Origin of the sequence: Salsipaludibacter albus, from assembly GCF_019798055.1 — a bacterium.
Classification (GTDB): Bacteria; Actinomycetota; Nitriliruptoria; order Nitriliruptorales; family Nitriliruptoraceae; genus Salsipaludibacter; species Salsipaludibacter albus.
This window is the reverse complement of the sequence record NZ_JAHOPH010000006.1, coordinates 64,669-90,541: the sequence shown is the minus strand read 5'-3', so window position 1 is coordinate 90,541 and position 25,873 is coordinate 64,669. Positions and strand designations below refer to the sequence as shown.

Sequence of the window (25,873 nt, the reverse complement as noted above, 5' to 3'; positions counted from 1 at the left end):
CCATGGCCAGGCGGGGTGGAGGACCGACATGCACGCACCGGACGGGTTCCTGACGGCCGGCACGGCCGTGGCGACCGGGGTGGTGTCGGTGACCGGCATTGGCGTGGCGCTGCGGCGGACCCGGGACGCGTTGGCCGATCGCGCGATCCCGCTGGCCGGGCTGACCGGTGCCTTCGTGTTCGCCGGGCAGATGTTCAACTTCCCGATCGCGGCCGGCACCACCGGCCACCTGCTCGGTGGGGCGCTGGCCGCCGTGCTGCTCGGTCCATGGCTCGGGGCCCTGGTCGTGAGCGTGGTCGTGGTGGTCCAGGCGCTGCTGTTCGCCGACGGGGGACTGACCGCGCTGGGCTACAACGTGCTGAACATGGCGCTGGTGACCGCCTTCGGTGGGTGGGCCGTGTTCCGACTCGCCCGCAGGTTCCTGCCCGCGACCCGGGTCGGCATCTCGACCGCGGCGGGGATCGCCGGCTTCGCGTCGGTGGTGCTGTCCGCCATGGCCTTCTCGCTGGAGTGGCTGTTCGGGGCATCGGCCCCGGTGCCCTTCGACCGCGTGTTCACGGCGATGGTGGGCGTCCACGGCCTGATCGGCATCGGCGAGGGTGTCATCACCGGCCTGGTAGTGGCCGCCGTCCTGGCGTCACGTCCTGACCTGGTGACCGGTGCCGACGGCATGGAGGTGCAGGACTCCAGCCGTGCCTCGATCGGCCGGTTCGTGGTCGGCGCAGCCGTGGTCACCCTGCTGGTCGCCGGCGGGGTCAGCCAGTTCGCCGGCTCCGACCCCGACGGGTTGGAGACGGTCGCACAGGAGCAGGGGTTCGCGACCCAGGCGCAGGACCATGCGCTCGGATCGTCGCTGTTCGCCGACTACGCGACCGCGGGCGTCGCGGACGAGCGGGTCAGCCTGGCCCTCGCCGGGTTCACGGGCGTCGCCGTGACCCTGGCCGTGGCCTCGGGCGTCGCCCTGGCCGGCCGTCGCCGGTTCAGCTGACGTGGGCGTACGGCACAGCCATCCCCTCCACGTCCACGGCCACTCGGTGGTCCACCACCTCGCCCCGCACGTCAAGATCGTGGCGACGGTCGTGTTCGCCGTCGCCGTCGCGGTGGCACCGCCGACCGCGCCGTGGGCCTTCGTCGGTTTGGCGGTCCTGATGGGCGTCGCGTTGGTGGCCTCCCGCCTGCCGCCAGCGTTCGTCGCGACCCGTGTCCTGGTCGTGGTCCCGTTCGTCGTCTTCGGCCTGCTGGTGCCGTTCGTCTCCAGCGGCCACGACATGGCCTGGGGGCCGGTGACCTGGTCCAGCGTCGGCGCCCGGACCGGGCTCGCCATCGCCGTCCGCTCCGTGCTGGGGGTGACGGCGTCGATCGTGCTGGCCGGCACCACCGAGCTGCCTCGCCTCCTCGGTGGGCTGGACCGCCTGCGGGTCCCGCCGACCATCACCGCGATCGCGTCGTTCATGCTGCGCTACCTCGAGGTCGTCGCGGCCGAGTTCGGTCGGATGCGGGCGGCGATGACCGCGCGGGGCCACGATCCGCGCTGGTTGTGGCAGGTCCGGCCACTGGCGACCGCGTCGGGGGCCCTGTTCGTGCGGTCCTACGAACGCGGGGAGCGGGTCCACCTCGCCATGCAGTCGCGGGGGTTCACCGGGACGATGCCGCGGCTCCACGACGATGCGGCGACCCCCGGCATGTGGGCGCTGGCGGGCGCGTGGGCGGCCGCCGCGGTGGCCGTGGTCGTGGTGGCCCTGGTGGTGGCAGCGTGAGCGCGAGCCCGACGACTCCGGCGATCCGGATCCGGGACCTGTCGTTCGTCCACCCCGACGGCACGCCGGCCCTCGACGGTGTCGACCTCGACGTGGCGGCCGGTGAGCGGGTCGCGCTGCTCGGCCCCAACGGTGCGGGCAAGACCACGCTCGCGATGCACTGCAACGGTCTGCACCCGGTCCAGTCCGGGCGGGTCGAGATCGATGGCCTGGTCGTCGGCGATCACCTGGCCGAGGTCCGCCAGAAGGTCGGGCTGGTGTTCCAGGACCCGGACGACCAGCTGTTCCTGGGGACGGTCCGCGACGACGTCGCCTTCGGGCCGGCCAACCTCGGCCTGGCGGGCGCGGAACTGGACCACCGGGTCGCCGAGGCACTGCACGCCGTCGGGATGGACGGGGTCGCCGATCGTCCGCCCCACCACCTGTCGGGTGGGGAGCGACGCCGGGTGGCCATCGCCACGGTGCTGGCGATGCGGCCCGACGTGCTGGTGCTCGACGAGCCGACCGCCGGCCTGGACCCCGCCAGCGTCCACGAGCTGGCCGACGTCCTCGACGACCTGCCGGTGACCCAGCTGGTCGTGACCCACGACCTGCCGTTCGTGGCGCGGACCTGCGACCGCGCCGTCGTGGTCGACGACGGCCGGGTCCACGCCGACGGTCCGGTCGCGGCGGTGCTCGGCGACCTCGACCTGCTGCGCCGCCACCGCCTCGACCCGCCCTTCGGCTGGCAGGCCCCGACCACCGCCCGCCCCAGACGCTGAAGGCCAGACGGGTGGCCCTCCGGTACCCTTTCCCGGACGGCCCGCCTGTCGCGGGCTCGACGCGTGCCCGTCCGATCCCACGCGAGTCACCGGTCGAACGATCGACCGCCGCTCGCCCCCGGCACGCAACCCCGCGTGACATCTCGCCGCCGCATCCCCGCCGGTCCGTCCGGTGGCGCGTGGTGACCGACCCATGACGGGGAACTTCACCCCAGGAGCGACGCCACCATGGCTTCCAAGCAGATCGAACTGACCGCCAGCACCCGCACCAAGCACGGCAAGGGCGCCTCCGGCCGCCTGCGCAAGACCGGGCGCGTGCCCGGCATCGTCTACGGCCACGGCGTCGAGCCCACGGCCCTGGACGTCGACGCGCTGCAGCTGTACCACGCCCTCCACACCGACGCCGGGCGCAACGTCCTGATCCGCCTGGAGGTCGAGGGCGAGACCCACCTCAGCATCGTCAAGGACCTGCAGCGCCACGCCGTCCGCGGCGACGTCATGCACGTCGACTTCCAGGCGGTCAGCCGCGACCAGCAGATCACGGCCGAGATCCCCGTCCACCTCGCCAACGAGGAGGACCCGCGCCAGAACGGCGGGATCATCAACCTGGTGCTCTACACGGTGCCGCTGCGGGTCCGCCCGCTCGAGGTGCCGCAGGAGTTCGTCCTGGACCTGGCCGGCACCGAGATCGGCGACGTCCGCCGCATGTCCGACCTGGCCGACCAGCTGCCCGAGGGTGCCGAGTTCGAACTCGAGGACGACGTCACGATCGTGACGATCACCGCCCCGATGTCCGAGGAGGAGCTCGACGAGCTCGCCGAGGGCGCCGGGATCGAGGAGGACCAGGCCGAGCCCGAGCTGGTCGCCGAGGGCGACGAGCCCGCCGAGGGCGGGGACGAGGCCGAGGGTGGTGCGGACGCCGAGGGCGACGGCGACGCCGACGAGTGACCCCGGCGTCCGACCGGGACCCCACCGACGACCGGCGTGTGCTGGTCGTCGGCCTGGGCAACCCCGAGTCCGACTACGGCGGCACCCGGCACAACGTCGGGGCCGACACCGTCCGGCTGCTGGCCCGACGGCACCACCGTGACCTGGACCGCAACAAGCGGATCGGGGCGGAGACCGTCGAGGTCACGCTGTCGGCGGGACCGCGCCTGGCCCTGGTCGTGCCGTCGACCTTCATGAACGCCTCTGGTGGCCCCGTCCAGGCCGCGACCCGTTGGTACGACGTGGACCCGGCCGACGTGGTCGTGGTCCACGACGAGCTCGACCTGCCGGTCGGGCGCATGCGGGTCAAGCAGGGTGGGGGGCACGGGGGCCACAACGGGCTCAAGGACATCGATCGGGCACTGGGCACCCGCGACTACGGTCGTGTGCGGATCGGCATCGGGCGGCCGCCCGGACGACAGCCGGCCCGCGACCACGTGCTCAAGCGCTTCCCGCCCCGGGACCGCGAGGTCGTCGACGTGGTGATCGAGCATGCCGCCGACGCCGTCGAGGCGCTGGCCACCGATGGACTCGAACCGACCCAGAACCACTACAACGCACTGGACCTGGAACCGCGATGAGGGAACGACTCGAACAGATGCGCCAGGCGTGGCAGATCGCCCACGCCGCCAACCCCCGGTTGCCGTGGCTGGTGTTCGTCCCGGTCGCCGTCATCCTGGTCGCCGGGATCGTGGCCTCGGTGCTGACGGGCCTGTACTGGATCGTCGCCTCCGCGGCGCTGCTGGCCGCGCTGGTCGGCATGGTCGTCTTCGGCCGCCAGGCCCAGTCGGCCCAGTACGCCTCGATCGAGGGGCGGCCCGGTGCGGCCGCCGCCGTCCTCGACGCGGCCCGCGGCCAGTGGTTCGTGCGCCCGGCCGTCGCGTTCACCAAGAAGCAGGACTTCGTCCACCGCGTGGTCGGGCGCCCCGGCGTGATCCTGGTCGCCGAGGGCAAGTCGACCCGGTTCAAGCCCCTGCTGACCAAGGAGCGCACCCGGATGAAGCGGATCGTCGGCGACACCCCGCTGCACGTCATCACGGTCGGCAACGGTCCGAAGGACACCTCGCTGGACAAGCTCCAGGTCACCCTCAACAAGCTGCCGCGCGAGCTCGGCAAGCGGGACGTCCCCCGCCTGGCCCGCGAGCTGGAAGCCCTGGACCGGGACCTCCCGATGCCCAAGGGCTACATCCCCCAGCCCGGCAAGAAGATGCGCTGACCGTCGAGTGTGCTGTTCCCGGCCACCGGTGACCGGGATCGGCACACTCGACGTCGACCGTCCGCGACACAACCTCATCGAGATCGTGACGGCCCCACGCCCGGCGTGGTGCCGCTTCGGTCGTGACCCCTGGATGACCATCCCATGACGGATGTCCCCACCCCGTCGCCGGCTGCGGCCGCCCGTCCACGCTCCATCGAGGACGTGGACGACCCCGGGCTGGCGCACGGCCCGCTGGCGAGCCTGCTGCGGGCCGGACGTGCCTTGGCTGCCGATGCGTTCCTCGACGACGTGGTGGCGCCGGCCGAGCCCGCCCGGGGCTACTGGCTCAGCCTGCTGGCCGAGCAGGCGACGCCGCTGCTGGTCGTCACGCCGCGCACCTCCGACGCCGAGGAGCTCGTCGACGCGATGGGCGCCTACCTCGGCGAGGACGTGGTGGCCCTCTTCCCGTCGTGGGAGACCCTGCCGCACGAGCGCCTGTCCCCGCAGCCGGCCACCGTCGGGGCGAGGCTGCACGTGCTGGACCGGCTGGTGGCGGCGGCCGACGGGTCCGCCCGCCCGCTCGCCGCGGTGGTCGCCCCGATCCGGGCCGTGCTCCAGCCCATGGACCCGCGGCTCGCGAGCCGGCGGCCGCTGCACCTGTCCCGGCACTTCGCCGACGGGCTGGACGGCCTGGCCGAGCAACTCGTCCGGCTGGGCTACGCCCGCACGACCCAGGTCACCCAGCGCGGCGAGTTCGCCGTCCGCGGCGGGATCGTCGACGTGTTCCCGACCAACGACGACATGGCCATCCGGGTCGAGTTCTTCGGTGACGACATCGAGGAGTTGCGCACCTTCGGGATCAGTGACCAGCGCTCCGTCGAGGAGATCGAGGAGGTCACGGTCGATCCGGCCCGCGAACTGGTCATCGACGACGACCTGCGCGAGCGCGCCGGCCGGCTGGCGGTGACGCTGCCCTCGCTGGCCGGGTCACTGGAGCAGCTCGCCGACGGCGTCGCCTTCGAGGGCGCCGAGTCGCTGGTGACGTTGCTGCACCACGACCCGCACCTGCTGCCGGACTTCCTCCCGGACGGGGCGGGCGTGGCGATCGCCGACCCGATGCTGGTGGGCGACCGGGCCGCCAAGGTGATCGACGAGGCCGAGGTCCTGGCCGAGGTCGCGTGGGACCTGCCCGAGGGCATGACCCGGTTCGGCTCTGCCGGGTTCGCGTCCATGGAACAGATGCTGGAACGGGTGTCCGGGCGCCGTTGGGACCTGCCGGCGTTCGGGGCGACGCGCCTGCCGGGCATGGCGCTGGACTCGTTCAAGGGCGACGTCGACGCCATCGCGGCGCGCACCCGGGACTGGATGGCCCAGGGCCTGCGCGTGGCGGCCTCGACGGCCGGGCTCGGTCCGGTCCGTCGCCTGTCCGACGTGCTGGGCCAGGCGGGCGTGCCGGCCCGGCTGCACCCGGACGGCGTCCCGCCCGACGCGGTCGAGACCCGGGTCGCCCTCACCCCGTCCCCGCTGCGACGCGGGTTCAGCTCCGAGCAGCTCGGGCTGGTCGTGCTGGGGGAGTGGGACCTGTTCGGTCCCCGCCGGACCCGGCGCGCCGGCCGGCGCCTGGGTGCCCGCGGCAAGGCCCTGGACACGGTGGCGGGGCTGGAGGCCGGTGACGCCGTCGTGCACCGCACCCACGGGGTCGGGACGTTCCAGGGGCTGGTGACGCGCAGCTACAACGGGGTCGACGGACGCGAGGTCACCCGGGACTACGTGGTGGTGCAGTACGCCAAGGGCGATGCGCTGTACATCCCGTCGGACCAGGTCGACGCGATCGCCCGCTACCAGGGTGGCGACACGCCGCGCCCGATGCGACTGGGCGGGGCGCAGTGGGAGAAGGCCAAGAACCGCGTGCGCGGCGCCGTCCGCGACATCGCCGGTGAGCTGATCCGCCTCTACGCCGCCCGGATGCACGCCGCCGGGACCGCGTTCGCGCCGGACGGCGCGATGCAGCGCGAGCTCGAGGACGCGTTCGCCCACGTCGAGACCGTCGACCAGGTCACCGTCATCGACGAGATCAAGCAGGACATGGAGGCACCGCTGCCGATGGACCGGATCCTGGCTGGCGACGTCGGGTTCGGCAAGACCGAGGTGGCGGTGCGCGCTGCCGCCAAGGCGATCTTCGACGGCTCCCAGGTCGCCGTCCTCGTGCCCACCACGATCCTCGCCCAGCAGCACTTCGAGACCTTCCGCGAGCGCTTCGCCGGCTTCCCGGTCAACGTCGCGATGCTGTCGCGGTTCATCACCGACGCCGAGCGACGCGAGGTGCTCGACGGGGTCGCGGCCGGCACCGTCGACCTGGTGATCGGCACGCATGCGCTGTTGTCGAAGGAGGTGGAGTGGAAGCGCCTCGGGCTGGTCGTGGTGGACGAGGAGCAGCGCTTCGGCGTGACCCAGAAGGAGCGGCTCAAGCAGCTGCGGACCTCGGTCGACGTGCTGAGCATGTCGGCGACCCCGATCCCGCGGACGCTGGAGATGGCGGTCGCGGGCATCCGCGACCTGTCGGTGATCGAGACCCCGCCGGAGGAGCGCCAGCCGATCACGACCCTGGTGCAGCCGTGGGACGAGGGCCAGGTCACCCTGGCCGTCCGGCGCGAGCTGTTGCGCGACGGCCAGGTCTTCTACCTCCACAACCAGGTCAACACGATCCACACGGCCGCCGACCACCTCCGCGAGCTGGTGCCCGACGCCCGGGTCGCGGTCGCACACGGACAGATGGACGAGCGTGCCCTGGAGGAGGTGATGGTCAAGTTCTGGGAGCGCGAGTACGACGTGCTCGTGTGCACGACCATCATCGAGTCCGGCCTGGACATCCCCAACGCCAACACGCTGATCATCGAGCGCGCGGACATGCTGGGCCTGGGCCAGCTGCACCAGCTGCGTGGGCGGGTCGGTCGCTCGGCGACCCGTGGGTACGCCTACTTCCTGTATCCCGAGGGCACCTCCATCACCGAGCCGGCCTACGAACGACTCAAGACCATCGCCGAGCACACCCGGCTGGGGTCCGGACTGTCGATCGCCATGCGGGACCTCGAGATCCGGGGCGCCGGCAACGTCGTCGGGTCCGAGCAGTCCGGCCACGTCGCTGCCGTCGGCTTCGACATGTACACCGAGCTGCTCAAGGAGGAGGTCGCGGACCTCACGGGCGAGACGGTCGAGGAGGAGGTCGAGATCACCCTGGACCTGCCGGTCGACGCCACCCTCCCGGCGGACTACGTCCCCGACGACCACCAGCGCCTCGACCTGTACAAGCGGATCGCCGCCATCCGGGACGCGGCCGGCGTGAAGTCCCTGACCGACGAACTGCGCGACCGCTACGGGCCCCTGCCCGCCGCGGCACAGCGGGTCCTGACCCTGGCGGCGCTGCGGGCGGCGATGCGGCGCTGGGGGGTCACCGAGGTGGCGGTGGCGCGAGCCGGGGGGCGCAAGCCGCTCCTGCGGATCTCGCCCGTCACCCTGGCCGACTCCCAGCAGGTCCGGCTGCACCGACGCCATCGCCACGCCTCGGTGTCGGGGGAGCGGGTGGAGATCCCGGTGCCGTCCCCGGCGCCGGACGACCTCGTCGCGTGGGTCGCCGGAGAACTGCGGTCGTTGTTCGCCCGGTGAACACGAGGTCTGGGTCTCTGGGTCGACTACCGTCCCGGCATGAGGGGACGCCAACGACGTCGTCCCCGCCGTGTCCGCGACCTCGAGACGTGACCTGGTGACTGCCGCGCCCCATCAGCCCGACGGACCCAATCGGCGCCCGCGCGTCCTGGTGGCCGACGCCATCGCCGACAGCGGCGTCGACCGGCTGTCCGAGCACTTCGACGTCGACGTGCGCACCGACCAGTCGCCGGACGAGCTGCGCGAGACCATCGCCGACTACGAGGCGATCGTCGTGCGCAGCGCCACCAGGCTGCCGGCCGAGGTGCTCGACCGGGCGACCAACCTCGCCGTCATCGCGCGGGCCGGCGCCGGACTGGACACGATCGACGTCGAGGCCGCGCTCGCCTCGGGCATCCACGTGGTCAACAGCCCCGACGCCAACACGATCGCGGTCGCCGAGCTGACCCTGGCACTGATCCTGTCGCTGGCCCGCAACGTCCCGCGGGCGGATGCGGCCCTCAAGGAGGGGCGCTGGGAGAAGAAGGCCCTGCTGGGCACCGGGATCGCCGGCAAGACCCTCGGCATCGTGGGATTCGGCCGGATCGGCCGGGCGGTCGCGCACCGGGCGGCGGCGTTCGGCATGAAGGTCGTCGCCAACCAGCGTCGGTCCACCCCCGAGCTGGAGTTGGAGGCCGGGGTCGAGGCGCTCGACCTGGATGACGTGCTCGACCGGGCCGACTTCGTGACCCTGCACGTCCCGGCCACCGACGAGACCGTCGGCCTGGTCGACGCCGACTTCCTCGCCCGGATGAAGTCGACCGCGTGGCTGATCAACACGTCGCGCGGCTCGGTCGTCGACGAGGCCGCGCTCATGGCTGCACTGGACGACGGGTCCATCGCCGGGGCCGCCCTGGACGTGTTCGCCGAGGAGCCTGCGGTCGACTCACGCCTCGCCCGCCACGACCGGGTGGTGGCGACACCCCACCTGGGTGCGTCGACCGTCGATGCCCAGGAGGCGGCCGCCAACGACGTCGCCGACCAGGTGGTCGACCTGCTGGCCGACGCAGACCCCCGGACGGTGCTGCCCCTGCGGGTCGTGGAGGTGGAACGGCTCACGCCACACGAGGCACACGACCCGCGACGGGTCGAGGAGCTGGCGGGTCGCCTGGACGACGAGGCGATCCTGCGCAACCCGCCGATCGTGACCCGGGTCGACGACCAGTTCGTGGTGCTGGACGGCGCCACGCGGTCCGAGGCGCTGCGCCGGGCCGGGCATCCCCACATCGTCGTCCAGGTCGTCGACGTCGACGACGACCTCGCGCTGGAGACCTGGAGCCACGTCCTCACGGGCGGGGACTGGGGCGTGGTCACCGAGGCGCTGGGCACGGTCGACGGGCTGTCGCTGGTGACCTGCGACCTGGCCGTGGCCCGGGATCGACTGCTGGAGCTGGGCGGGGTCTGCGCCCTGCTGTCACCCGACGGTCGCGCGGCCGTGGTCATCGCCGAGCCCGGGCTGAACCGGTTCGCGGCGGCCGAGGCCACCATGCGTGCCTACGGGGAGGCCGCCGAGGTGACCCGCACGATGGAGCGCGACCTGGACACGGTGCGGGTGGACTATCCCGAGCTCGAGATGCTGGTCGTGTATCCCCCCTTCACGGTCGAGCAGGTGTTGCTGGCGGCCCGCTCGGGCCAGTTGCTGCCGGCCGGCGTCACCCGCTTCGTCGTGCCCGGCCGGGTGCTGCACCTCGACCTGCCGTTGTCGTGGCTCCGCAACGACCGGTCGGTCGAGGACAAGAACCGTGACCTGCACGAGCGGCTGCGACGGCGCCACCTCGCCGGCACGATCCGCTACTACCGCGAGCCGGTCTACCTCCTCGACGAGTGAGCCGGGCCGCCACCGTGCGGTCGGGGTTCCCCGTGGATGCCCGCTGGGCGGGACGCGGGGTGTCCGTGTGGTCGGTTGGCCGGTCGGGCGCTGTCGACGACCCCGTCCGGTTCCTACGGTGGAACTCCCGACCCGAAGGATCTGCCGATGCCGGCCCAGCCGACGACCGCGGTCGCCGCCGCCACCGACGTGGGCCACGTCCGCCGCCGCAACGAGGACCACGCGGTGGTGGGCACCACGCTGGTGACGGGTGACCACGACGAGGCCACCGACGAACTCGCCAGCCCCGCGATGCTGGCGGTCCTGGACGGGATGGGCGGGCACCCGGCCGGGGACGTCGCGTCGCGGCTGGTGGCCGAGGTGGTCGCCGGGGCGGACCTGCCCGTCGACCGGGACGCCGTCGCCGACCTGGTCGCCACGATGCAGCGGCGCCTGCTCGCCCACATGCGGGACCATCCGGAGACGACCGGGATGGGCACCACGCTCGCCGCCGCCTCCCTGCTCGACCCGGCGACCGCGCTGGTGATCGGCATCGGGGACTCGGCCGCCCTGTGGTGGACCGACGACCTGGTGGACGTCGTCCCTCGGGATCGCAGCGAGGGCGGCTGGATCACCCAGGTCCTCGGTGGGGCCTCCGAGGCCGATCACCTCGACGCACACGTGCTGGAACTGACCGGCCCGGGCCGACTCCTGCTGGCGTCCGACGGGCTCACCGACGTGGTGGAGCCAACGGTCGTGGCGGCCGCACTTCGTGACCACCCCGAACCCGCCAAGGCGGTCCGGGCGCTGGTCGAGGCCGCGCTGCAACGGGGCGGCCCCGACAACGTCACCGTCGTCGTCGCCGACCTGCAGGCGCCCGAGGCCCAGGTCGACGTCGGCCGGTGACGTCGGTCCGTCAGCTGCGCGTGAGTCGGAGATGGCCGAACTCCGCGACAGAGACGTCCTCGCCGTCCTCGAAGCCGCCGTACCCACCGACCTGCACGAGGTAGGTGACGCCGGCGACCGTGTCGATCGTCGTGGCGGCCTGGAGCGTGAAGCCGTCCTCGTCGCCCACGTCGTCGGCGCAGGCGAGCGGCGACAGGTCGGCGTCGTAGACCGCCAGCACCGTGTCGAAGTCGCGCCCGGCGGTGTCCAGCGTGACCGGTTGCCCGGTGCCCGTGAAGCGGTACCAGACGGTCTTCCCGAACGGCACGGACTCGAGGAACTCGCCCCCCTCGTCCTCGTACTCGATCGTGCACTCGGCCTCGGGCGCGTTCGCCGCGCCACGCGTCTGGGCGTTCACGGGACGCGAACCCACCAGGGCCGCCCCGTCCGGTGTGTCGTTGGCCGGGGCCGGTCCGCCCGGCCTCGGACCGTTGGCGTCGGTCGTGCGCTGGCGGCTGCTGGAGTCCACGGCGAAGCAGTCGACCAGCTCGAAGGTGTCGCCGTCGATCGTCACCGTGCCGTCGACGGCGAAGTTCTCGTCAACCTGCGTGGACCGTCCGGCCTGGAAGACCAGGTCGGACGTGGTGACTCCCAGTGACGTCAGCCCGGCGTCGACGGTCGCGGTCCCGGCCGGCTCGCCCGTCTCGTCGTCGAAGAGCTCGACGCTGCCCGACAGGTCCGTGTCCGTCCACGTGAGGTTGTCCGAGGACCCGTATCGCGCCGTGTCGTCACCGGCGACGAAGACGTCGAGGAACGTGCCGAAGTCCGCGTCGATGGCGAAGACGGACCCCATGCCGCCCTCGATGCCGCAGTCCACGACCCGCTCGTCGAACCGGAGCAGTTGCGTCGCCGGGTTGGTGAGGTACTGGGTCGAGGTGAACAGGTTGGCGTCGCAGTCCGCCAGGTCGATGTCGAGTTCGCCGTCCAGGACCAGCCAGCCGGCGACGGTTGCCGGCTGGAGGACGTCCTCGGTCCGGACCCAGCGGTTGCCCTCGCGGAAGCGATCGCTGAACGTCTCGGGCTGCCCATCGGGCGTGAGGGTGGCATCGACCGACGCGACGCCGACGAAGGTGAACTCGCCGTCATCGAAGGACTCGCGGAAGACGTCGACGTCGGCCGTGAGCACGGTCCCGTCGAAGGTGACGTCGTCGGTGAAGCCGGTCAGGTACCCGTCGTCGCCGAACGTCTCGGCGAACAGGTCGAGGAAGGTGGCATCGGACTCCTCGAAGGCGAAGACGGCGGTGAACCCCGTGTCGGTCTCGCACACGATGTCGGCACCCTGGCTGGTCGTGGTCGTCGGTGGGCCGGCACTCGCCACGCCGGGCAGCACGACCAGCGCCAGCAGGGCTGCCAGCGCGATGATCGAGAGGGGACGGAGGCGGGGCCGGTGGACGGCCCGTGCGCCGGTCCGGGGGGTGGCATGGCGCATGGACTGCTCCGATGAGGTGGCCCCGACGGGGCGCGCACCGCGTTGTGCGTGCGCGAACTCTACACATCGAGGGGACCGAACGGAAGCAGAATTTCGTGGCACGGCACGAGCCATCGTCCAACGCACCGAGGTTTCGCGAGGGACATCGGACGATGGCCGGACCCCATGCGGCCGACCCGGCCGCGAGGAGGCCGGCTCATCCGAGGTGGTCGTACCCACGGCGCACGGCGGTGACGAGCATCTCGGCGGGCCACGGCCAGTCCCCGTCGTGCAGGGCATCCTCGGGGTCGGCCCCCTCCCCGGCGCTCGCCCGGATGGTGTCGGCCAACCGCGTGAGGTCGTCCTGCTGGCGCCGGACGAAGGCCGGGTCGACCACGGCGCCGTGACCGGGCACCACCACGCTGTCGGGGCCGAGGTGCTGCCGGATGCGGGCCAGCGTCCCGGGCCATTCGAGCGGGAAGGAGTCGTCGCCGAACGCCGGCGGGCCGGCCTCCTCCACCAGGTCGCCCGCGAGCAGCACGTCGGCATCCGGGACCGTCACGACCAGGTCGCCGCCGGTGTGGCCGCGTCCGGGATGGTGCAGGTGGACCTGCCGGTCCCCGAGGTCGAGGGTGGCGTCGGTGCCGAAGACGCGATCGGCAGGGACGATCGAGGTGTTGAGCACCTCATCGCGGTGTGGGTCGTCGGGATCCGCGTCGTAGAAGGCCTTGACGCGGGCGCCCGCCGACACGGTGCGTGCGGCCGCGACCTCGTGGGCGTGGATCGGCACGTCGCCGAAGGCCGATCGCATCGTGGCGTTGCCGAAGGTGTGGTCGAAGTGCTCGTGGGTGTTCACGATCGCGACGACCTGGCGGCCACCCGGGACGCGTCCGAGATCGTCCACGACCTGACGGGCCGCGAGCCCGGAGGCGTGCGTGTCCACCACGACGGCACCGGCCGAGCCGACGACCAGCGTGACGTTGACGTCGAACCACGGGTAGCGGGCGACCCAGACCCGGTCCGCCACCTCGCGGAAGGTGCCCGGTGGTCCGTCACTCCCGCGAGCGAGGTCGTCGTGGTGCGCCACGCGATCACCTCCGGTCGGGATCGCCACGCTACGCCACCGGTCGTGGCGTCGGTGCTCGTCGTTCGGTCCGGGTGTCGAGGGATGCCGCGATCGGGACGCCCGAATGGCGTCCTCGCGCCGGGTGCAGGACTAGGGTTCGACGGGTCCGGGAAACCCAGGGGAGGGCACTCGTGTCTCGTCGTGTCGTGGTCATGGTCGTGTCGGTGCTGCTGGTGGTCGCCGGGGGGTTGCCCGCCGTCGCGCAGGAGCAGGTGGTCCCGGTGCCCACCGCTGCCGCCGCGCTCGGCGACTCGATCACGCGTGGCTTCCACGCCGGCTGCGGGCTGCTCGCCGACTGTCCGCAGAACTCGTGGAGCACCGGCTCGGCCATCGACAGCCACGTGACCCGACTGGAGGACCTCTCGGGCACCTCGATCCGTCGCGACAACCTCGCCGTGACGGGGGCCGACGCCGGTGACCTGGTGTCGCAGGCCCAGGGCATCGCCGCCGACGTCGGCTACGTGACGGTCCTGATGGGCGCCAACGACGCCTGCACCGACACGGTCGGTGGCATGACCTCGGTGGTCGACTTCGCCGGTGACGTCGAGGCGGGGCTGGACACCGTCCGTGCCCGGGCCCCGGACGCGGCCGTGTTCGTCGCCTCGGTCCCGGACCTGCAACGCCTGCTGGACATCGGCAAGGGGTCGAGCTGGACCCGGTTCATCTGGAGTCTCTACGGCATCTGCCAGTCGATGCTGGAGGACCCGCTGAGCACTGCCCAGTCCGACGTCGACCGCCGCGCCGCCGTGCGCCAGCGCGTCGTCGACTACAACGCCGAGCTCGCGGCCGCGTGTGCTGCCTACGAGGGGACCTGTCGGTACGACGGTGGCGCGGTGTTCGGCTACCCCTTCCAACTGTCGCAGCTGTCGACGACCGACTACTTCCACCCCAACGTCACCGGCCAGCAGGTGCTCGCGGCCGCGACCTGGGACGCCGGGTTCACGTGGGACACGGAAGAGCCGCCCACGAACCAGGCGCCGGTGGCCGACGCCGGTCCGGACCAGGCGGTGACCGCCGGCGAGTCGGGCACGGCGACCGTCACGCTGGACGGTTCGGGGTCGAGTGATCCGGACGGTGACGCGTTGACGTACGCGTGGTCGTGGTCGGGTGGCTCGGCGGCCGGCGCGTCCCCGACGATCGACCTGGCGCCGGGGACGACCGAGGTGACCTTGGCCGTGGACGACGGGCGTGGTGGGACCGGCACCGACACGGTGACCGTCGTGGTCGATCCGTACGAGCCGCCCCCCACCGAGGTGGAGGTGCACGTCGGCGACCTCGATGGCCAGGCCGCCAGCGCCCCGCGCAACCGCTGGGACGCCACGGTGACCGTCACGGTCCACGACGCCGAGGACCAGCCCGTCGCCGATGCCTCCCTCCAGGGGCGGTGGAGCGGCGGTGCGAACGGCACCGGCTCGTGCGTGACCAACGGCTCCGGCACGTGCACGGTGACCAAGACCGGGATCAAGGGCAAGGACTCGTCGGCCACCTTCACCGTCGAGGCCGTGTCGGCCACCGACGCGGTGTACGACGCCGGGGCGAACCACGATCCGGACGCGGACTCCGACGGCACGACGCTGGTCGTCGCTCGCCCCTGACCCTTCGCCGGGGGAGTCAGCGGCGCGGGCCCGGCCGTCGGCGGTCGCTCAAGGGGGATGCGCGCAGCGGACCCGGACGACCCGGGGGAGGGCATGGACGGCACGGGGCGGAGCAGTCCACGGGCGCGAGTGCGGGCGCGCCTGGACGGGATGCTGACCCGCCTCGTCGGCGGCGCGGGACACGTGCTCGTCCTGGCCGGCGAGGTCGGGAGCGGGCGGACCGAACTGGTGCGGGCCGCGGTCACGCAGTCACGCGGCATCGCCGTCGCCCGAGGGGGCGGGGCGCCGGACGGCGAGCACCTGGGAGCGTGGACGCGCGCCGCGGCGTCGCTGTCCGACGGGGGCGAGGTCCTGGCCGCCCTGCTCGAGGTCCCGGTGACCGTGACTGGATCGAGTCGCGTGTCGGACGCCCCTGGGGCCGGGACGTCGGCGCCCCGTGCCACCGTCCTGCGCTGGCGGGCGCGCCTGCTCGCCAGCCTCCGTGACCGTGCCGACCGGGAGCCCGTGCTGTGGGTGCTCGACGACATCGACCGGGCCGATCGTGCGTCGGTCGACCTGCTGGCGTGGCTCGCGCCCCAACTGTCGTCGTTGGCCGTGGGCGTGCTCGCGACCGCGGAGGCGTCCTCAACCGTCGTGGTCCACGGGGTCGACCTCGGCCGGTTCGGCGAGGTCGTGCTGCTGGGTGGCCTGACCCCCGAGGAGCTGGCCCCGGTACTCGAGGTGGCGGCCGGTCGCCCGGTCCCGGAGGCGGTGCTCGCCGTGGTCCACCGGCGGACGGGGGGCAACCCGCGCTTCGCCGCCGACCTGGTGCGCGGCCTGGCGGATCGCGACGAACTCGACCCCGAGGGCGCGGCCGGCCTGGTTCCCGACGTGGTGCGCCAGCTGGTCGACCGTCGTCTCGCGCGGTCGTCGCCCGTCGCGCGGCGCCTGGTCGAGGCAGCGGCGGTCCTCGGCACCTCCGGGGACGACTCGGCCCTGGCCGCCCTGGTCCCCGCCCCGGTCGCGTCGCTGGACGACCTGGGGCTGGTCCGGCGCTCGGGTGGGAAGTGGGCGTTCAGCCACGAGGTCGTGCGGGACGCCGTCCTCGAGGTGGTCCCCGTCGCGCAGCGGGAGCGACTCTCCGACATGGGGGCGGAGCGGCTGGCGGAGGCCGCCGAGCGCGCGACCGACGCGGGGGAGCCAGAAGGTGCCGTCGCCTTGCTCCGGCGGGCAGTCGACCTCCTGCCGGACACGTCGCCGGACACGACCCTGCAGCCCCGCGTGCTGGTCGGCCTGGGTGACGCCCTGCGGGCGACTGGCCGGTCCGGCGAGGCGCGGCAGGTGCACGCGGCGGCCGCGAAGGCCGCTCGCGGCGTCGACCCGGTGCTGCTGGCGCGCGCCGTCCTGGGCGTCGGGTCCGGTCCGTCGGGCTTCGAGGTCCCGCTGCTCGACCGGGCCCAGCTCGACCTGCTCGAGGACGCCCTGGACGCCCTGCCGGCCGGGCTGCCCGGCTGGGAGGCGCGCCTGCGGGCCCGGCTCGCCGTGGCCCTGACCCACGGCGACCAGGAGGCCCGCCGACGCGACCTCGCCGATCGCGCCGTCGAGTTGGCCCGGCAGGCAGGGGATCGCGAGGTGCTCGCGGCCTGCCTGGCCGCACGGTGCGACGTCCTGGCCGGCCCGGACCACTGCGAGGAGCGGGAGGATGCCGCCACCGAGGTCGTCGCCCTGGCCCGCGGAGGTGACCCGGTCCTCGAGTTGCTCGGCCACCGCCTCCGCCTGGTGGCCCGGCTCGAGCAGGGCGACCGGGTCGGTGCCGAGTCCGACCTCGACGCGTTCCAGCATCGCTCGACCGAGCTCGGCGACCCGATGGTCACGTGGTATCCGCCGCTGTGGCAGGCAGCCCGCCACCTGCTGTACGGGCGGGTCGACGAGGCGGCACGACGCGAGGAGGAGGCACGCCGGATCGGGGCCGAGGCCGGCAGTGACAACGCGCGGTTCCTGACCGCCACCCATCGTTGGTGGGCCCTGGTCGAGCAGGGTGACCGCGAGGCCTTCGCCGACGAGGTCGACGCGCTCGACACGCTGGACGACATGCCCCCCGCGCCCTGGGTCCGGGTCGCGCTGGCGCTCGGGTTCGCCGAGACCGGCCGCAGCAACGCGGCGATGGTCCAGCTGGACGCCGTCACGGACGCGCTCGGTGACTTGCCGGAGGACTCGGAGTGGCTGCCGATGCTCAACCAGGTTGCCCACGTCGTGGGGCTGGTGGGTCAGCACCCGATCGCCGATCCCGCCTACGACCTGCTGCAGCCCCACGGGCACCGGTACGTCGTCGAGGGCATCGGGGCCGTGTGGCTGGGGTCGGTCGAGCGGCCGCTGGGCCTGCTCGCGGCCGCCCGCGGGGACCGCGAGGCCGCCGCCGGGCACTTCGCCGCGGCCGTGGCCGCCAACCGACGACTGGGTGGGGTCGCGCTGGTGGCCAGGACCCTGCGCGACGCCGGGGTCGCGCTCGATGATCCGGCCCGACTCGCGGAGGCGGCCGTGCTCTACGACGAGGTGGGATTCGGGCGGCGGGTCGCCGAGGTCCGCGACCGCGTCCGGGCACTGGGTGGCGCTGAGGGACGCGCCGGGACCCGGGTGGTCGCGCCGCACGGCACGTTCCGCCAGGAGCCCGACGGGTGGGTCGTCGGGTGGCAGGACACCACGGTGCGCGTCCGCGACGTCAAGGGGCTGCACGACCTCGCCCGCCTGCTCGATCGTCCGGGTCGCGACGTCCCGGCGCTGGACCTGGTGGCGGCCGACGCCGGTCCGGGTGGCCAGCCACACCGAGCGGTCGGCGCCGAGGCGGCGGGCGTGGAGGGCGACCTCGGACCGGTGCTCGACGACGAGGCCCGACGGGCCTACCGGGCCCGGCTCGCCGAGTTGGAGGGCGAGGTCGAGCGGGCGCGGACCGACAACGACCCGGTGGCCGCCGAGCGGGCGGTCCGGGAGCGTGACGCGCTCGTGGAGGCCCTGACCCAGGCCTACGGGCTCGGTGGCCGGCCACGTCGGTCCGGCGACGCGGCCGAGCGGGCCCGGACCACGGTGACGTCGCGGATCCGTGACGCGATCGCCCGGGTCGGCCAGGCCGACCCGGCGCTGGGGCGTCACCTCGACAACGCCGTCCGGACCGGCCGGCTGTGCTCCTACCGACCCGAGATGCCGGTCAGGTGGGATCGCTGAGGGCGTCCCGCCACGCCGCCCCACGGCTCGTCCCACGGCTCGTCCCACGACGTGGGACGGTTTCCCACGCCGGAGGGGTACGGGCCGAACGCCGGTCCGAACCGACGCAGGAGACCACCATGACCGCCACCACCACCGACCAGACCACCGAGGAGGTCCGCCGCTTCCTCGCCGATCTCTACGACACCTTCTCCACCGGTGACGCGGCCGCCTGGACCGATCGGATCACCCGCGCCCACGAGCCGGTCGTGATCGGCACCGACCCCGAGGAGTTCTGGGACGAGCGCGAGCACCTCGTCGCCACCGTCCGCGCCCAGGCCGCGTCCATGGCGGCGTCCGGGGTGCAGGTCCGCGCAGGCACACCCCGGATCGACCACCACGGCGACGTGGCCTGGATCGCCGACGAGCCGACGATGACGCTGGCGGACGGTCGACGCATCCGCATGCGCCTGACGGCCGTGCTGGTCCGCGAGGAAGACGGTTGGCGCCACGCCCAGGTCCACCTGTCGGTGGGCCACCCCAACGAGCACATGCTGGACCTCGCACTGCCCGTCTGAGGTTCGGGACGTCGACGTCGCTCGCGGGGGTGGCAGCATGCCGGGTCGTCGGTAGCCTTTTGTGCGTCCCCCCAACCAAGGATGCAGCATGAAACGACGAAGACGACGACTGACGACGGTCATCGGGGCCGCCGCCCTGGTGGCCGCGGGCATCGGCGTGTCCACCACCGCGAGCGCCGTCCCGACCGAGTCGCACTGTGGTACGGAGGCATCGGGATCCGGCATCGCCGGGTTCCCCTCGCACGAGCAGATCACCTCGACGCTGGAGCGCATCGAGCGCACCACCGGCGGCACGGTGGACGTCGAGGTGGCCGGCTACTCCAACCAAGGTCGCGAGATCTACACCGCGCGGGTCGGCACCGGTGACACGGTCATGCTCGTGCAGTCCCAGATCCACGGCAACGAGAACCACGGCACCGAGGCGCTCCTGGACATGCTCCAGCAGCTCGGCGGCAACACTCCGTGGGCCGAAGAGATCCGCGAGAACATCACCATCGTCGCCATCCCGCGGCTCAACGTCGACGGTGCGGCCAACGACACCCGCCAGAACGACTACACGTGGGCCGAGACCGTCGAGGACTTCCCCCAGCTCGAAGGTGTCCAGCCGGCCTGGAACTACAGCAACCGCACCGGTGGCTACGACGTGAACCGGGACTTCAACCCGGACCTCGACTACGTGCCGCAGCCCGAGGACTTCCCGGGCAACAGCGCCGACACGGGTTGGTACATCACCCCCGAGGCCCAGACCGTGCGTGACGTCTACGCCGGGCTGGAGTCCGAGTTCGGGGTCGTGGACTACTTCGTGGACCTGCACAACCAGTGGTCGTGCTACGCCACCGACGACCTCGAGGAGATGTCACCGCTGTCGATCTCGGGTCGCTTCATCGCGGACCCCACCGAGTTCGGTGACTGGCCGGAGTTCGACTACGACGCGTCGCGGCAGGCCAACGTGGCCGTGTACGACGCACTGCAGGGACAGGGTGAGAGTGGCTTCGGTGCCGTGACCCTGTACCCGCAGGACATCAACCTGCCGGGCACCGCCCTGGGGTCGTTCGCCCTGCGTGGCAGTGCGACCGTCCTGTTCGAGACGTCCAGCCAGACCCAGTACGACGGGCTGAAGCGCAAGGGCATGCTGCGCAAGCAGATCGAGGTCGGCCTGACCGGGCTGATCGAGGCCATCGCCGACGGTTCGATCTCGTCGCTGGACCCCGAGGCCTACGAGGACATCCCTGACCGGGTCTTCCTCCCGCCGGACGGCGTCTGATCCACCCCGCACCATGACGGCGGCCCCTCCCTCGGGAGGGGCCGCCGTCGGTCAGGCCGGCAGCGCGTCGGGTCAGTCGCCCAGCAGCGCGACGGGCTCCGGGATCGGCGGGCCGGTCGTCTTCGGGCTGAAGTTGCCCTTCCCACGGACGCCGTTGACGATCTCGGTGCTCTGGGCCAGGGAGATCGTGGCGTGGGCCGCCGCGTCGCCCATCTGGTCCAGCGCCGTCAGGCTGAGGTTGTCCATGTCGTCGCAGGACAGGTGGTAGCACGGGTCGTACTGCTCGCCCGCCGTGCCGCCGTACAGCGCCACCTGCTCCTCGGTCTTGATCCCCTCGGCACCCGTGAACAGGCCACCGGCCGGGATCCCGACCTCGATGAACGGTCCGTAGTCCGACCGGCCACTGAACGCGGTGGGCTCGCTCGCCAGGCCTTGGCTGTCGAACCAGTCGACGAACAGGTCCTCGATCTGGGCCGAGCCGTCGGGTGCACCGCTGGGCGGTGGCTCGGAGTCCGACAGGTCGCCGTCGTAGACGAACCGGGCGAAGTTCGGCGAGCCGACCATGTCGAAGTTGAGCATGGCCGCGATCTGGTCGAGTTCGTCCGCCGACAGGCTGTCGACGTAGGCCTCGGAGCCGAGCAGCCCGGACTCCTCGGCGCTGAACCAGGCGAAGCGCACGGCGTTGCGGGGCTTGACCTTGGACATCTGCTCGGCGATCTCGAGGATCGTGGACGAGCCGGACCCGTTGTCGTTGATGCCCGGACCGACGCCGACCGAGTCGAGGTGTGCACCCACGACGACCACGTTGTCGGGGTCACCCTCGGGTGTCTGCGCGATCACGTTGCGGGTCGTGTAGGTCCCCGGGCGCCAGTCGATGAAGAACCGGGCCGTCTGGCCCGTGTCACCCTGCAGCACACCGCCGGTGAGCTCCAGGCCCGTCTCGAACGACGCGGCCATCGCCGGGAGCGTCGTGCCCGAGAAGTTGATCCAGACCGGCCCGGTGTCTCCCGCTTGGCCGGTGGGGATCACCACGATCGCCGCGGCACCGGCGCCGAAGGCGTTGAAGATGTTGGTGGGGAAGCAGCCCACGGGGTTGAGGATGAGGTCCACCTGGATGACCGCGATCGCGCCGGCCGGCATCCCGGCGAAGTCCGCGGCCTGGCAGCCGCTGGTCGTCGGCCCCCCGTCGGCCAGGTCCGCGGCCCAGACGGGTGCCGTGACGTCGACGCCGTAGGCGCCGGTGTTGTACATCGACCCGAAGTCACCCCCGAGTTGTCCGCCGGCGATCCCGCCGACGAACTCGGCGCCACCCTCCACCGCCAGGACCGGTGCCTGCCAGTCCGCGAGGAAGTCCAGCGTGTAGTCGAACTCCTGGATGGTGACGTCCAGTCCGGCTGCCTCGGCACGGGCCGCCACGTAGTCGACCGTGTCCTCGTAGCCCGGTGCGCCGGCGAGGCGGTTGTTGCCGTTGGCGTCGGCGATGTCCTGCAGTGCCTGCTCGTGTTCCAGGATGCCGTCGACGGTGACCGCCTCGGTGAGCTTGCGCGAGTTGTTGTTGTTCGGGTCGGCGGCGACCGGCAGCATGCCGGCGGCGACGACGGCGGCCGCAGCGGCGGCCACCCCGATGGTCCGTGGTGTCGTGCGCATGGTTCCCCCTGGTCTGCCCGGCCGTCCCCATGACGCCCGGGAGGTCAACCCTCGCCGTCGCCGGGTCCGGTGTCAAGGGCGTACCGCGGGGGTCGCCGGGAGGGTGCGAGACCCGTCACCCCCGCACATCTATGACTTGCACACCTATGTACCTTGTGGTTCTATGTATTGCCGACCTCCTGCTGTCGAACGAGGACCGGACCATGACCGACACGACTGCCCGTCGGGCCGCCATCGCGATCGGCCTCGGGGCGACCCTGCTGCTGGCGTGGGGCATCGGGGCGTTGGGGGTGATCGGGGCGTCCGGTGATCCGGCCGACCTGATGTACCTGCCGGTGTTCGCCGTCGCGGTGGTCGGCACCGCCGTCGCTCGCCTGCGGTCACGCGAGATGGTGACGGTGCTGCTGGCCATGGCCGCCTGGCCCGTCGCCGTCACGGTCGTGGCCCTCGCGGCCGGGCTCGCGCCCGGCAACCCGCGTCTGGAGATCATCGGGCTCAACGGGATGTTCGCCACGATGTTCGCCGCGTCCGCCTGGCTGTTCCACGTCGCCGCGGGTGGCACGTGGTCGCTCCTGCAGCACCGGGACGCCTGATGCAGATCGACAAGGACCTGGTCGCGGCCTCGGCCACCCCGCTCGTGCTGGCGATCCTCGCCGACGGCGAGAGCTACGGCTACGCGCTGCTCAAGCGGGTCCGTGACCTGTCGGGCGGTGAGTTCGAGTGGACCGACGGGATGCTGTACCCGTTGCTGCACCGCCTCCACCGACTGGGCTACGTCACGACGGAGTGGCGGGTCCCACCGGAAGGTCGGCGTCGCAAGTACTACGCCCTCACGGACGAGGGCGGGGCCGCCCTCGCGGAGCACCAGCGCCAGTGGGTCACGGTCGCCCGAACCCTCGGAGAAGCCTGGCGCGGGCACGACCCGCTGCCGCTGTTGCTGGGGAACGCCTGAGCATGGACGACGTCGAACACGAGATCGCACGCTGGCGTGCCCACGTCGGGCAGGGACCGGCCATCGACGGTCGGGACGTCGACGAGCTCGAGGACCACCTCCGCGGCCAGATGGCCGACCTCGGATCCGCCGGCCTCTCGGCCGACGAGTCCTTCCTCATCGCGGTCACCCGGCTGGGCAGCCTGGACGACCTGGCCCGGGAGTTCGCCCGCGAGCACCGCGACCGGCTGTGGAAGCAGCTCGTCCTGGCCGACACCGCCGACGACGTGTCGTCGGGCGGCCGCACCTGGCCAGAGGCGCTGGGGTTCGCGGTCCTGGCAGCCATCGCCGTCCAAGTCGCCCGGCTGCTCTCGGACTTCCCGGAGGGTGACTCCACCTGGCTGGTGCGCAACGCGAGCCTGCTCGTGCTGCCGTTCCTGGCCGGATGGTTCGTGCGTCGGCGTCGCCTGGGACTCCGTCCCGCCCTGGTCGCCGCCGTCCCGTTCGTCGTGGCCGCCTTGGTGGTCAACCTGTTTCCGTGGTCACCCGACAGCAACACCGAGCTGCTCGTGGCCGCCCACCTGCCGGTCGTCCTGTGGTTCGCGGTGGCCTGGCCCTACACGGGGGGTGACCTGCGGTCCGACGGTCGCCGCATGGACTTCGTGCGGTTCACGGGGGAGTGGGTGATCTACTACGCCCTGATCGCCCTGGGCGGCGGGGTGCTGATGGGGTTGACCGTCGGGATCCTCGAGCCGGCGGGGGTCGACGTCGAGGCCGTCATGCTGTGGGTGCTGCCGTCCGGGGCGGCCGGGGCGGTCGTGGTCGCCGGGTGGCTGGTCGAGTCCAAGCAGCAGGTCGTCGAGAACATGGCCCCCGTGCTCACGATGGTCTTCACCCCGTTGTTCGCGGTGATGCTTGCCGTCGCGGCGGTGGTGTACGCCGTGACGGGTCTCGGTGGTGCGTTCGACCGCGAGCTGCTGGGGATCTTCGACCTGCTGCTGATCGTGGTCCTCGGCCTGGTGCTCTACGGCATGTCCGCCCGGGACCCCGCGGAGTCGGCCGGCTGGGCGGACCGCATCCAGCTCGTCGCCGTCGTCAGCGCCCTGGCGCTGGACGTGATGGTGCTGGGTGCCATGGTGGCGAGGATCGGCGAGCTGGGGTTCACCCCGAACCGGACGGCGGCGCTGGGCCTCAACCTCGTGCTGCTGGTCAACCTCGCCGTGGCCGGGTGGCTGTCGACCCTGTTCCTGCGCGGACGGACCACGTTCGACCGGGTCGAGCGGTGGCAGACCACCTACCTGCCGGTGTTCGCGGGCTGGGCGGCCCTCGTCGTCGTCGCGTTGCCCCCGCTGTTCGGCTTCGCCTGACCCACTCGCCGGGACGAACCGGGTCGGCCGTCGGCCCACCGACGACGTTCAGCCGGCGTTGTCGGAGGTGACGCTGTCGCCGGTCGCGGGTTGTTCGCAGTCGTTGCCGAACGTGTGCGCGACGGACTGGCCCCAGTCGGTGGAGTCGGCCTGGACCTGGAAGTGCAGGTGGGGTCCGGACGACCGGCCGGTGTTGCCCGACCGGGCGATCACCTGGCCCTGCGCGACCCGGTCCCCGACGTTGACCAGCACACCGTTGGCCTGGACGTGGAAGTACCACGTCGTGAAGCCACCGGCGTGGCGGAGCCGCACGGCGTTGCCCCAGTTCTGCAGGCTGCCGCCGGGGAACGGGGTGTTGCCGGGGCCGTCCGGAACGTTCGGGTTGTAGGTCGCGGTGAGGTTCTCCTGGAGCCACTCGACGGTTCCGGCGCGTGCGGCGCGGATCTCGGTGCCGGAGGGCAGGCCGAAGTCGTAGGCCCAGGCCTGGCTGCCGTTGTGGGACCCGGTCGGGTTGTTGTTGCCCTGTCCGACCCGTCGCTTGTCGCCACCCTTCCACGGGTAGCGGTACAGCCCCACGGGGTCGTCGTGCAGTTCGAGACTGGAGATCCGCAGCCCGTTGGCGAAGTGGGCCTGGTCGAGCGTCGCGAAGTCGACGCCTCCACGTCGTGCGCTCCACCACTGGGTGCCCGAGCCGGGTCGCCAGACCGCGGCGTAGCGCCCGTCCTCGGCGACCAGGGCGGACAGGCGCAGCCCGCGGGCGAAGAAGGTCGAGTCCTGCGTGGAGATCTCGCTGGCGGTCATGCCCCAGCGAACCCGCTGCTCGCCACTGCCCGGCCGCCACACCGCCGCGATCCCGTTGTCGATCGCCATGGCGTGGATGCGCAGGCCGCGATCGAAGTACGCCGTGTCCTGGTCCTTGAACTGGCCCCCGGACATGCCCCAGCGGACCCGTTGCTCGCCGCTGCCCGGCTGCCACACGGCCGCGATCCTGCCGTCCTCCACCTCGAGGCATCGCAATCGCAGGCCGCGGTTGAAGTACGCCGTGTCCTGGTCCCTGAACTGGTCGCCGGCCATGCCCCAGCGGACCCGTTGCTCGCCGCTGCCCGGTCGCCAGACGGCCGCCATCCGACCGCCCCGCAGGGCGAGCGAACGCAGTCGCAGGCCGCGGTTGAAGTACGTCGTGTCCTGGTCCTTGAACTGGTCGCCGGTCATGCCCCAGCGGACCCGTTGCTCACCCGTGCCCGGCTGCCACACGGCCGCGATCGCGGTCCTGGCCATGTCGTCCCCCTCGGTCACGCGTGGGGAGTCCGGGACGGTCGTGGTGATACCGACGGTGCGTCCAGCTCCGGATGTCGCGTGTGGACGGTCGCGCCCACGTCACCACGGGCCCTGCAGGGTGCGCAGCAACTGCAGGACGACCCCGGTCGCGACGGCCACGCCCGCCGCCAGCAGGGTCAGGACGGCGAACACGAACAGCTGGGACCGCCTGGTCCGTGCCGCCTCGACGTCCTTGTCCGACCTGGGTGCGTTCGTGCCCACGGTGACCATCCCCCCGTCCGGTCGCACCGAGCATCGCGTCGTCGCGCGGTCGGGAACAGAGACGCCGGTCCTGCCCGTGCGGGT

General features: G+C 72.5%; 21 protein-coding genes. 16 read left to right on the top strand and 5 right to left on the bottom strand.

Annotated elements, in window-relative coordinates:
- Positions 1 to 28: 28 nt before the first annotated feature.
- The 9 genes from KR546_RS05490 (at position 29) to KR546_RS05450 (ending at position 11,118) form a co-directional block, all read left to right on the top strand.
- Entirely contained in the window at positions 29 to 988 is a 960-nt protein-coding gene (locus KR546_RS05490) for an energy-coupling factor ABC transporter permease (RefSeq protein ID WP_238443700.1), read from the top strand.
- Position 989: 1 nt separating this feature from the next.
- Positions 990 to 1,757, top strand: coding sequence for a cobalt ECF transporter T component CbiQ (gene cbiQ, locus KR546_RS05485; RefSeq protein WP_238443699.1), 768 nt, complete (start codon positions 990 to 992; stop codon positions 1,755 to 1,757).
- Positions 1,754 to 2,518 carry an energy-coupling factor ABC transporter ATP-binding protein gene (locus KR546_RS05480; protein WP_238443698.1) on the top strand — a complete coding sequence of 255 codons (765 nt, stop codon included), beginning with the start codon at positions 1,754 to 1,756 and terminating at the stop codon, positions 2,516 to 2,518. The genes cbiQ and KR546_RS05480 overlap by 4 nt, the downstream gene beginning before the upstream one ends.
- Before the next feature lie 228 nt (positions 2,519 to 2,746).
- Positions 2,747 to 3,466 carry a 50S ribosomal protein L25 gene (locus tag KR546_RS05475; protein ID WP_238443697.1) on the top strand — a complete coding sequence of 240 codons (720 nt, stop codon included), beginning with the start codon at positions 2,747 to 2,749 and terminating at the stop codon, positions 3,464 to 3,466.
- Positions 3,463 to 4,086, top strand: a complete 624-nt coding sequence (gene pth / locus KR546_RS05470) for an aminoacyl-tRNA hydrolase (protein ID WP_238443696.1) — start codon at positions 3,463 to 3,465, stop codon at positions 4,084 to 4,086. The genes KR546_RS05475 and pth overlap by 4 nt, the downstream gene beginning before the upstream one ends.
- Entirely contained in the window at positions 4,083 to 4,721 is a 639-nt protein-coding gene (locus KR546_RS05465) for a DUF4191 domain-containing protein (protein WP_238443695.1), read from the top strand. The genes pth and KR546_RS05465 overlap by 4 nt, the downstream gene beginning before the upstream one ends.
- Before the next feature lie 144 nt (positions 4,722 to 4,865).
- Positions 4,866 to 8,366 carry a transcription-repair coupling factor gene (gene mfd / locus KR546_RS05460; protein WP_238443694.1) on the top strand — a complete coding sequence of 1,167 codons (3,501 nt, stop codon included), beginning with the start codon at positions 4,866 to 4,868 and terminating at the stop codon, positions 8,364 to 8,366.
- A gap of 151 nt (positions 8,367 to 8,517) precedes the next feature.
- Positions 8,518 to 10,233 carry an NAD(P)-dependent oxidoreductase gene (locus tag KR546_RS05455; protein ID WP_238443693.1) on the top strand — a complete coding sequence of 572 codons (1,716 nt, stop codon included), beginning with the start codon at positions 8,518 to 8,520 and terminating at the stop codon, positions 10,231 to 10,233.
- Positions 10,234 to 10,380: 147 nt separating this feature from the next.
- Positions 10,381 to 11,118: a PP2C family protein-serine/threonine phosphatase gene (locus tag KR546_RS05450; RefSeq protein ID WP_238443692.1), complete on the top strand. Its 738-nt coding sequence runs from the start codon at positions 10,381 to 10,383 to the stop codon at positions 11,116 to 11,118.
- Positions 11,119 to 11,128: 10 nt separating this feature from the next.
- On the opposite strand, the gene KR546_RS05445 is transcribed toward KR546_RS05450, so the two are convergent.
- Positions 11,129 to 12,586, bottom strand: coding sequence for a hypothetical protein (locus tag KR546_RS05445; protein ID WP_238443691.1), 1,458 nt, complete (start codon positions 12,584 to 12,586; stop codon positions 11,129 to 11,131).
- Positions 12,587 to 12,782: 196 nt separating this feature from the next.
- Entirely contained in the window at positions 12,783 to 13,652 is an 870-nt protein-coding gene (locus tag KR546_RS05440) for an MBL fold metallo-hydrolase (protein WP_238443690.1), read from the bottom strand.
- Positions 13,653 to 13,822: 170 nt separating this feature from the next.
- Between KR546_RS05440 and KR546_RS05435 the strand changes: the two genes are divergently transcribed.
- From KR546_RS05435 to KR546_RS05420, 4 genes are all read left to right on the top strand, one after another.
- Positions 13,823 to 15,286, top strand: coding sequence for an SGNH/GDSL hydrolase family protein (locus tag KR546_RS05435; RefSeq protein ID WP_238443689.1), 1,464 nt, complete (start codon positions 13,823 to 13,825; stop codon positions 15,284 to 15,286).
- Between the two features lie 57 nt (positions 15,287 to 15,343).
- Positions 15,344 to 18,484 (top strand): AAA family ATPase, encoded by a 3,141-nt coding sequence (locus KR546_RS05430; protein WP_338019097.1) that lies wholly within the window; start codon positions 15,344 to 15,346, stop codon positions 18,482 to 18,484.
- Positions 18,485 to 18,603: 119 nt separating this feature from the next.
- Entirely contained in the window at positions 18,604 to 19,041 is a 438-nt protein-coding gene (locus KR546_RS05425) for a nuclear transport factor 2 family protein (protein WP_238443687.1), read from the top strand.
- An 88-nt stretch (positions 19,042 to 19,129) separates the two neighbouring features.
- Positions 19,130 to 20,305, top strand: coding sequence for a M14 family zinc carboxypeptidase (locus tag KR546_RS05420; protein WP_238443686.1), 1,176 nt, complete (start codon positions 19,130 to 19,132; stop codon positions 20,303 to 20,305).
- A 72-nt stretch (positions 20,306 to 20,377) separates the two neighbouring features.
- Here KR546_RS05420 and KR546_RS05415 read toward each other — a convergent pair whose 3' ends face one another.
- Complete coding sequence (locus KR546_RS05415) at positions 20,378 to 21,952, bottom strand: M28 family metallopeptidase (protein ID WP_238443685.1); 1,575 nt, start codon at positions 21,950 to 21,952, stop codon at positions 20,378 to 20,380.
- 203 nt (positions 21,953 to 22,155) lie between these two features.
- Here KR546_RS05415 and KR546_RS05410 point away from each other — a divergent pair, with 203 nt between their 5' ends.
- From KR546_RS05410 to KR546_RS05400, 3 genes are read left to right on the top strand one after another with little or no spacing between them, the layout of a single operon-like run.
- On the top strand, positions 22,156 to 22,545 hold the full coding sequence (locus KR546_RS05410) for a hypothetical protein (protein WP_238443684.1): 390 nt from the start codon (positions 22,156 to 22,158) through the stop codon (positions 22,543 to 22,545).
- Positions 22,545 to 22,904 carry a PadR family transcriptional regulator gene (locus KR546_RS05405; RefSeq protein WP_238443683.1) on the top strand — a complete coding sequence of 120 codons (360 nt, stop codon included), beginning with the start codon at positions 22,545 to 22,547 and terminating at the stop codon, positions 22,902 to 22,904. The genes KR546_RS05410 and KR546_RS05405 overlap by 1 nt, the downstream gene beginning before the upstream one ends.
- A 2-nt stretch (positions 22,905 to 22,906) precedes the next feature.
- On the top strand, positions 22,907 to 24,250 hold the full coding sequence (locus KR546_RS05400) for a permease prefix domain 1-containing protein (RefSeq protein WP_238443682.1): 1,344 nt from the start codon (positions 22,907 to 22,909) through the stop codon (positions 24,248 to 24,250).
- A gap of 48 nt (positions 24,251 to 24,298) precedes the next feature.
- On the opposite strand, the gene KR546_RS19010 is transcribed toward KR546_RS05400, so the two are convergent.
- Positions 24,299 to 25,528 carry a M23 family metallopeptidase gene (locus tag KR546_RS19010; protein ID WP_274387639.1) on the bottom strand — a complete coding sequence of 410 codons (1,230 nt, stop codon included), beginning with the start codon at positions 25,526 to 25,528 and terminating at the stop codon, positions 24,299 to 24,301.
- Between the two features lie 99 nt (positions 25,529 to 25,627).
- Positions 25,628 to 25,789, bottom strand: coding sequence for a hypothetical protein (locus tag KR546_RS05390; protein ID WP_238443681.1), 162 nt, complete (start codon positions 25,787 to 25,789; stop codon positions 25,628 to 25,630).
- Positions 25,790 to 25,873 lie beyond the last annotated feature (84 nt).

Excerpts from the sequence above, each read along its gene's own strand:
- KR546_RS05490 (WP_238443700.1), top strand. The coding sequence starts at position 29 with ATGCACGCACCGGACGGGTTCCTGACGGCCGGCACGGCCGTGGCGACC.
- KR546_RS05475 (WP_238443697.1), top strand. The coding sequence starts at position 2,747 with ATGGCTTCCAAGCAGATCGAACTGACCGCCAGCACCCGCACCAAGCAC.
- KR546_RS05465 (WP_238443695.1), top strand. The coding sequence starts at position 4,083 with ATGAGGGAACGACTCGAACAGATGCGCCAGGCGTGGCAGATCGCCCAC.
- mfd (WP_238443694.1), top strand. The coding sequence starts at position 4,866 with ATGACGGATGTCCCCACCCCGTCGCCGGCTGCGGCCGCCCGTCCACGC.
- KR546_RS05450 (WP_238443692.1), top strand. The coding sequence starts at position 10,381 with ATGCCGGCCCAGCCGACGACCGCGGTCGCCGCCGCCACCGACGTGGGC.
- KR546_RS05445 (WP_238443691.1), bottom strand. The coding sequence starts at position 12,586 with ATGCGCCATGCCACCCCCCGGACCGGCGCACGGGCCGTCCACCGGCCC.
- KR546_RS05430 (WP_338019097.1), top strand. The coding sequence starts at position 15,344 with ATGCGCGCAGCGGACCCGGACGACCCGGGGGAGGGCATGGACGGCACG.
- KR546_RS05425 (WP_238443687.1), top strand. The coding sequence starts at position 18,604 with ATGACCGCCACCACCACCGACCAGACCACCGAGGAGGTCCGCCGCTTC.
- KR546_RS05420 (WP_238443686.1), top strand. The coding sequence starts at position 19,130 with ATGAAACGACGAAGACGACGACTGACGACGGTCATCGGGGCCGCCGCC.
- KR546_RS05415 (WP_238443685.1), bottom strand. The coding sequence starts at position 21,952 with ATGCGCACGACACCACGGACCATCGGGGTGGCCGCCGCTGCGGCCGCC.
- KR546_RS05410 (WP_238443684.1), top strand. The coding sequence starts at position 22,156 with ATGACCGACACGACTGCCCGTCGGGCCGCCATCGCGATCGGCCTCGGG.
- KR546_RS05405 (WP_238443683.1), top strand. The coding sequence starts at position 22,545 with ATGCAGATCGACAAGGACCTGGTCGCGGCCTCGGCCACCCCGCTCGTG.
- KR546_RS05400 (WP_238443682.1), top strand. The coding sequence starts at position 22,907 with ATGGACGACGTCGAACACGAGATCGCACGCTGGCGTGCCCACGTCGGG.
- KR546_RS19010 (WP_274387639.1), bottom strand. The coding sequence starts at position 25,528 with ATGGCCAGGACCGCGATCGCGGCCGTGTGGCAGCCGGGCACGGGTGAG.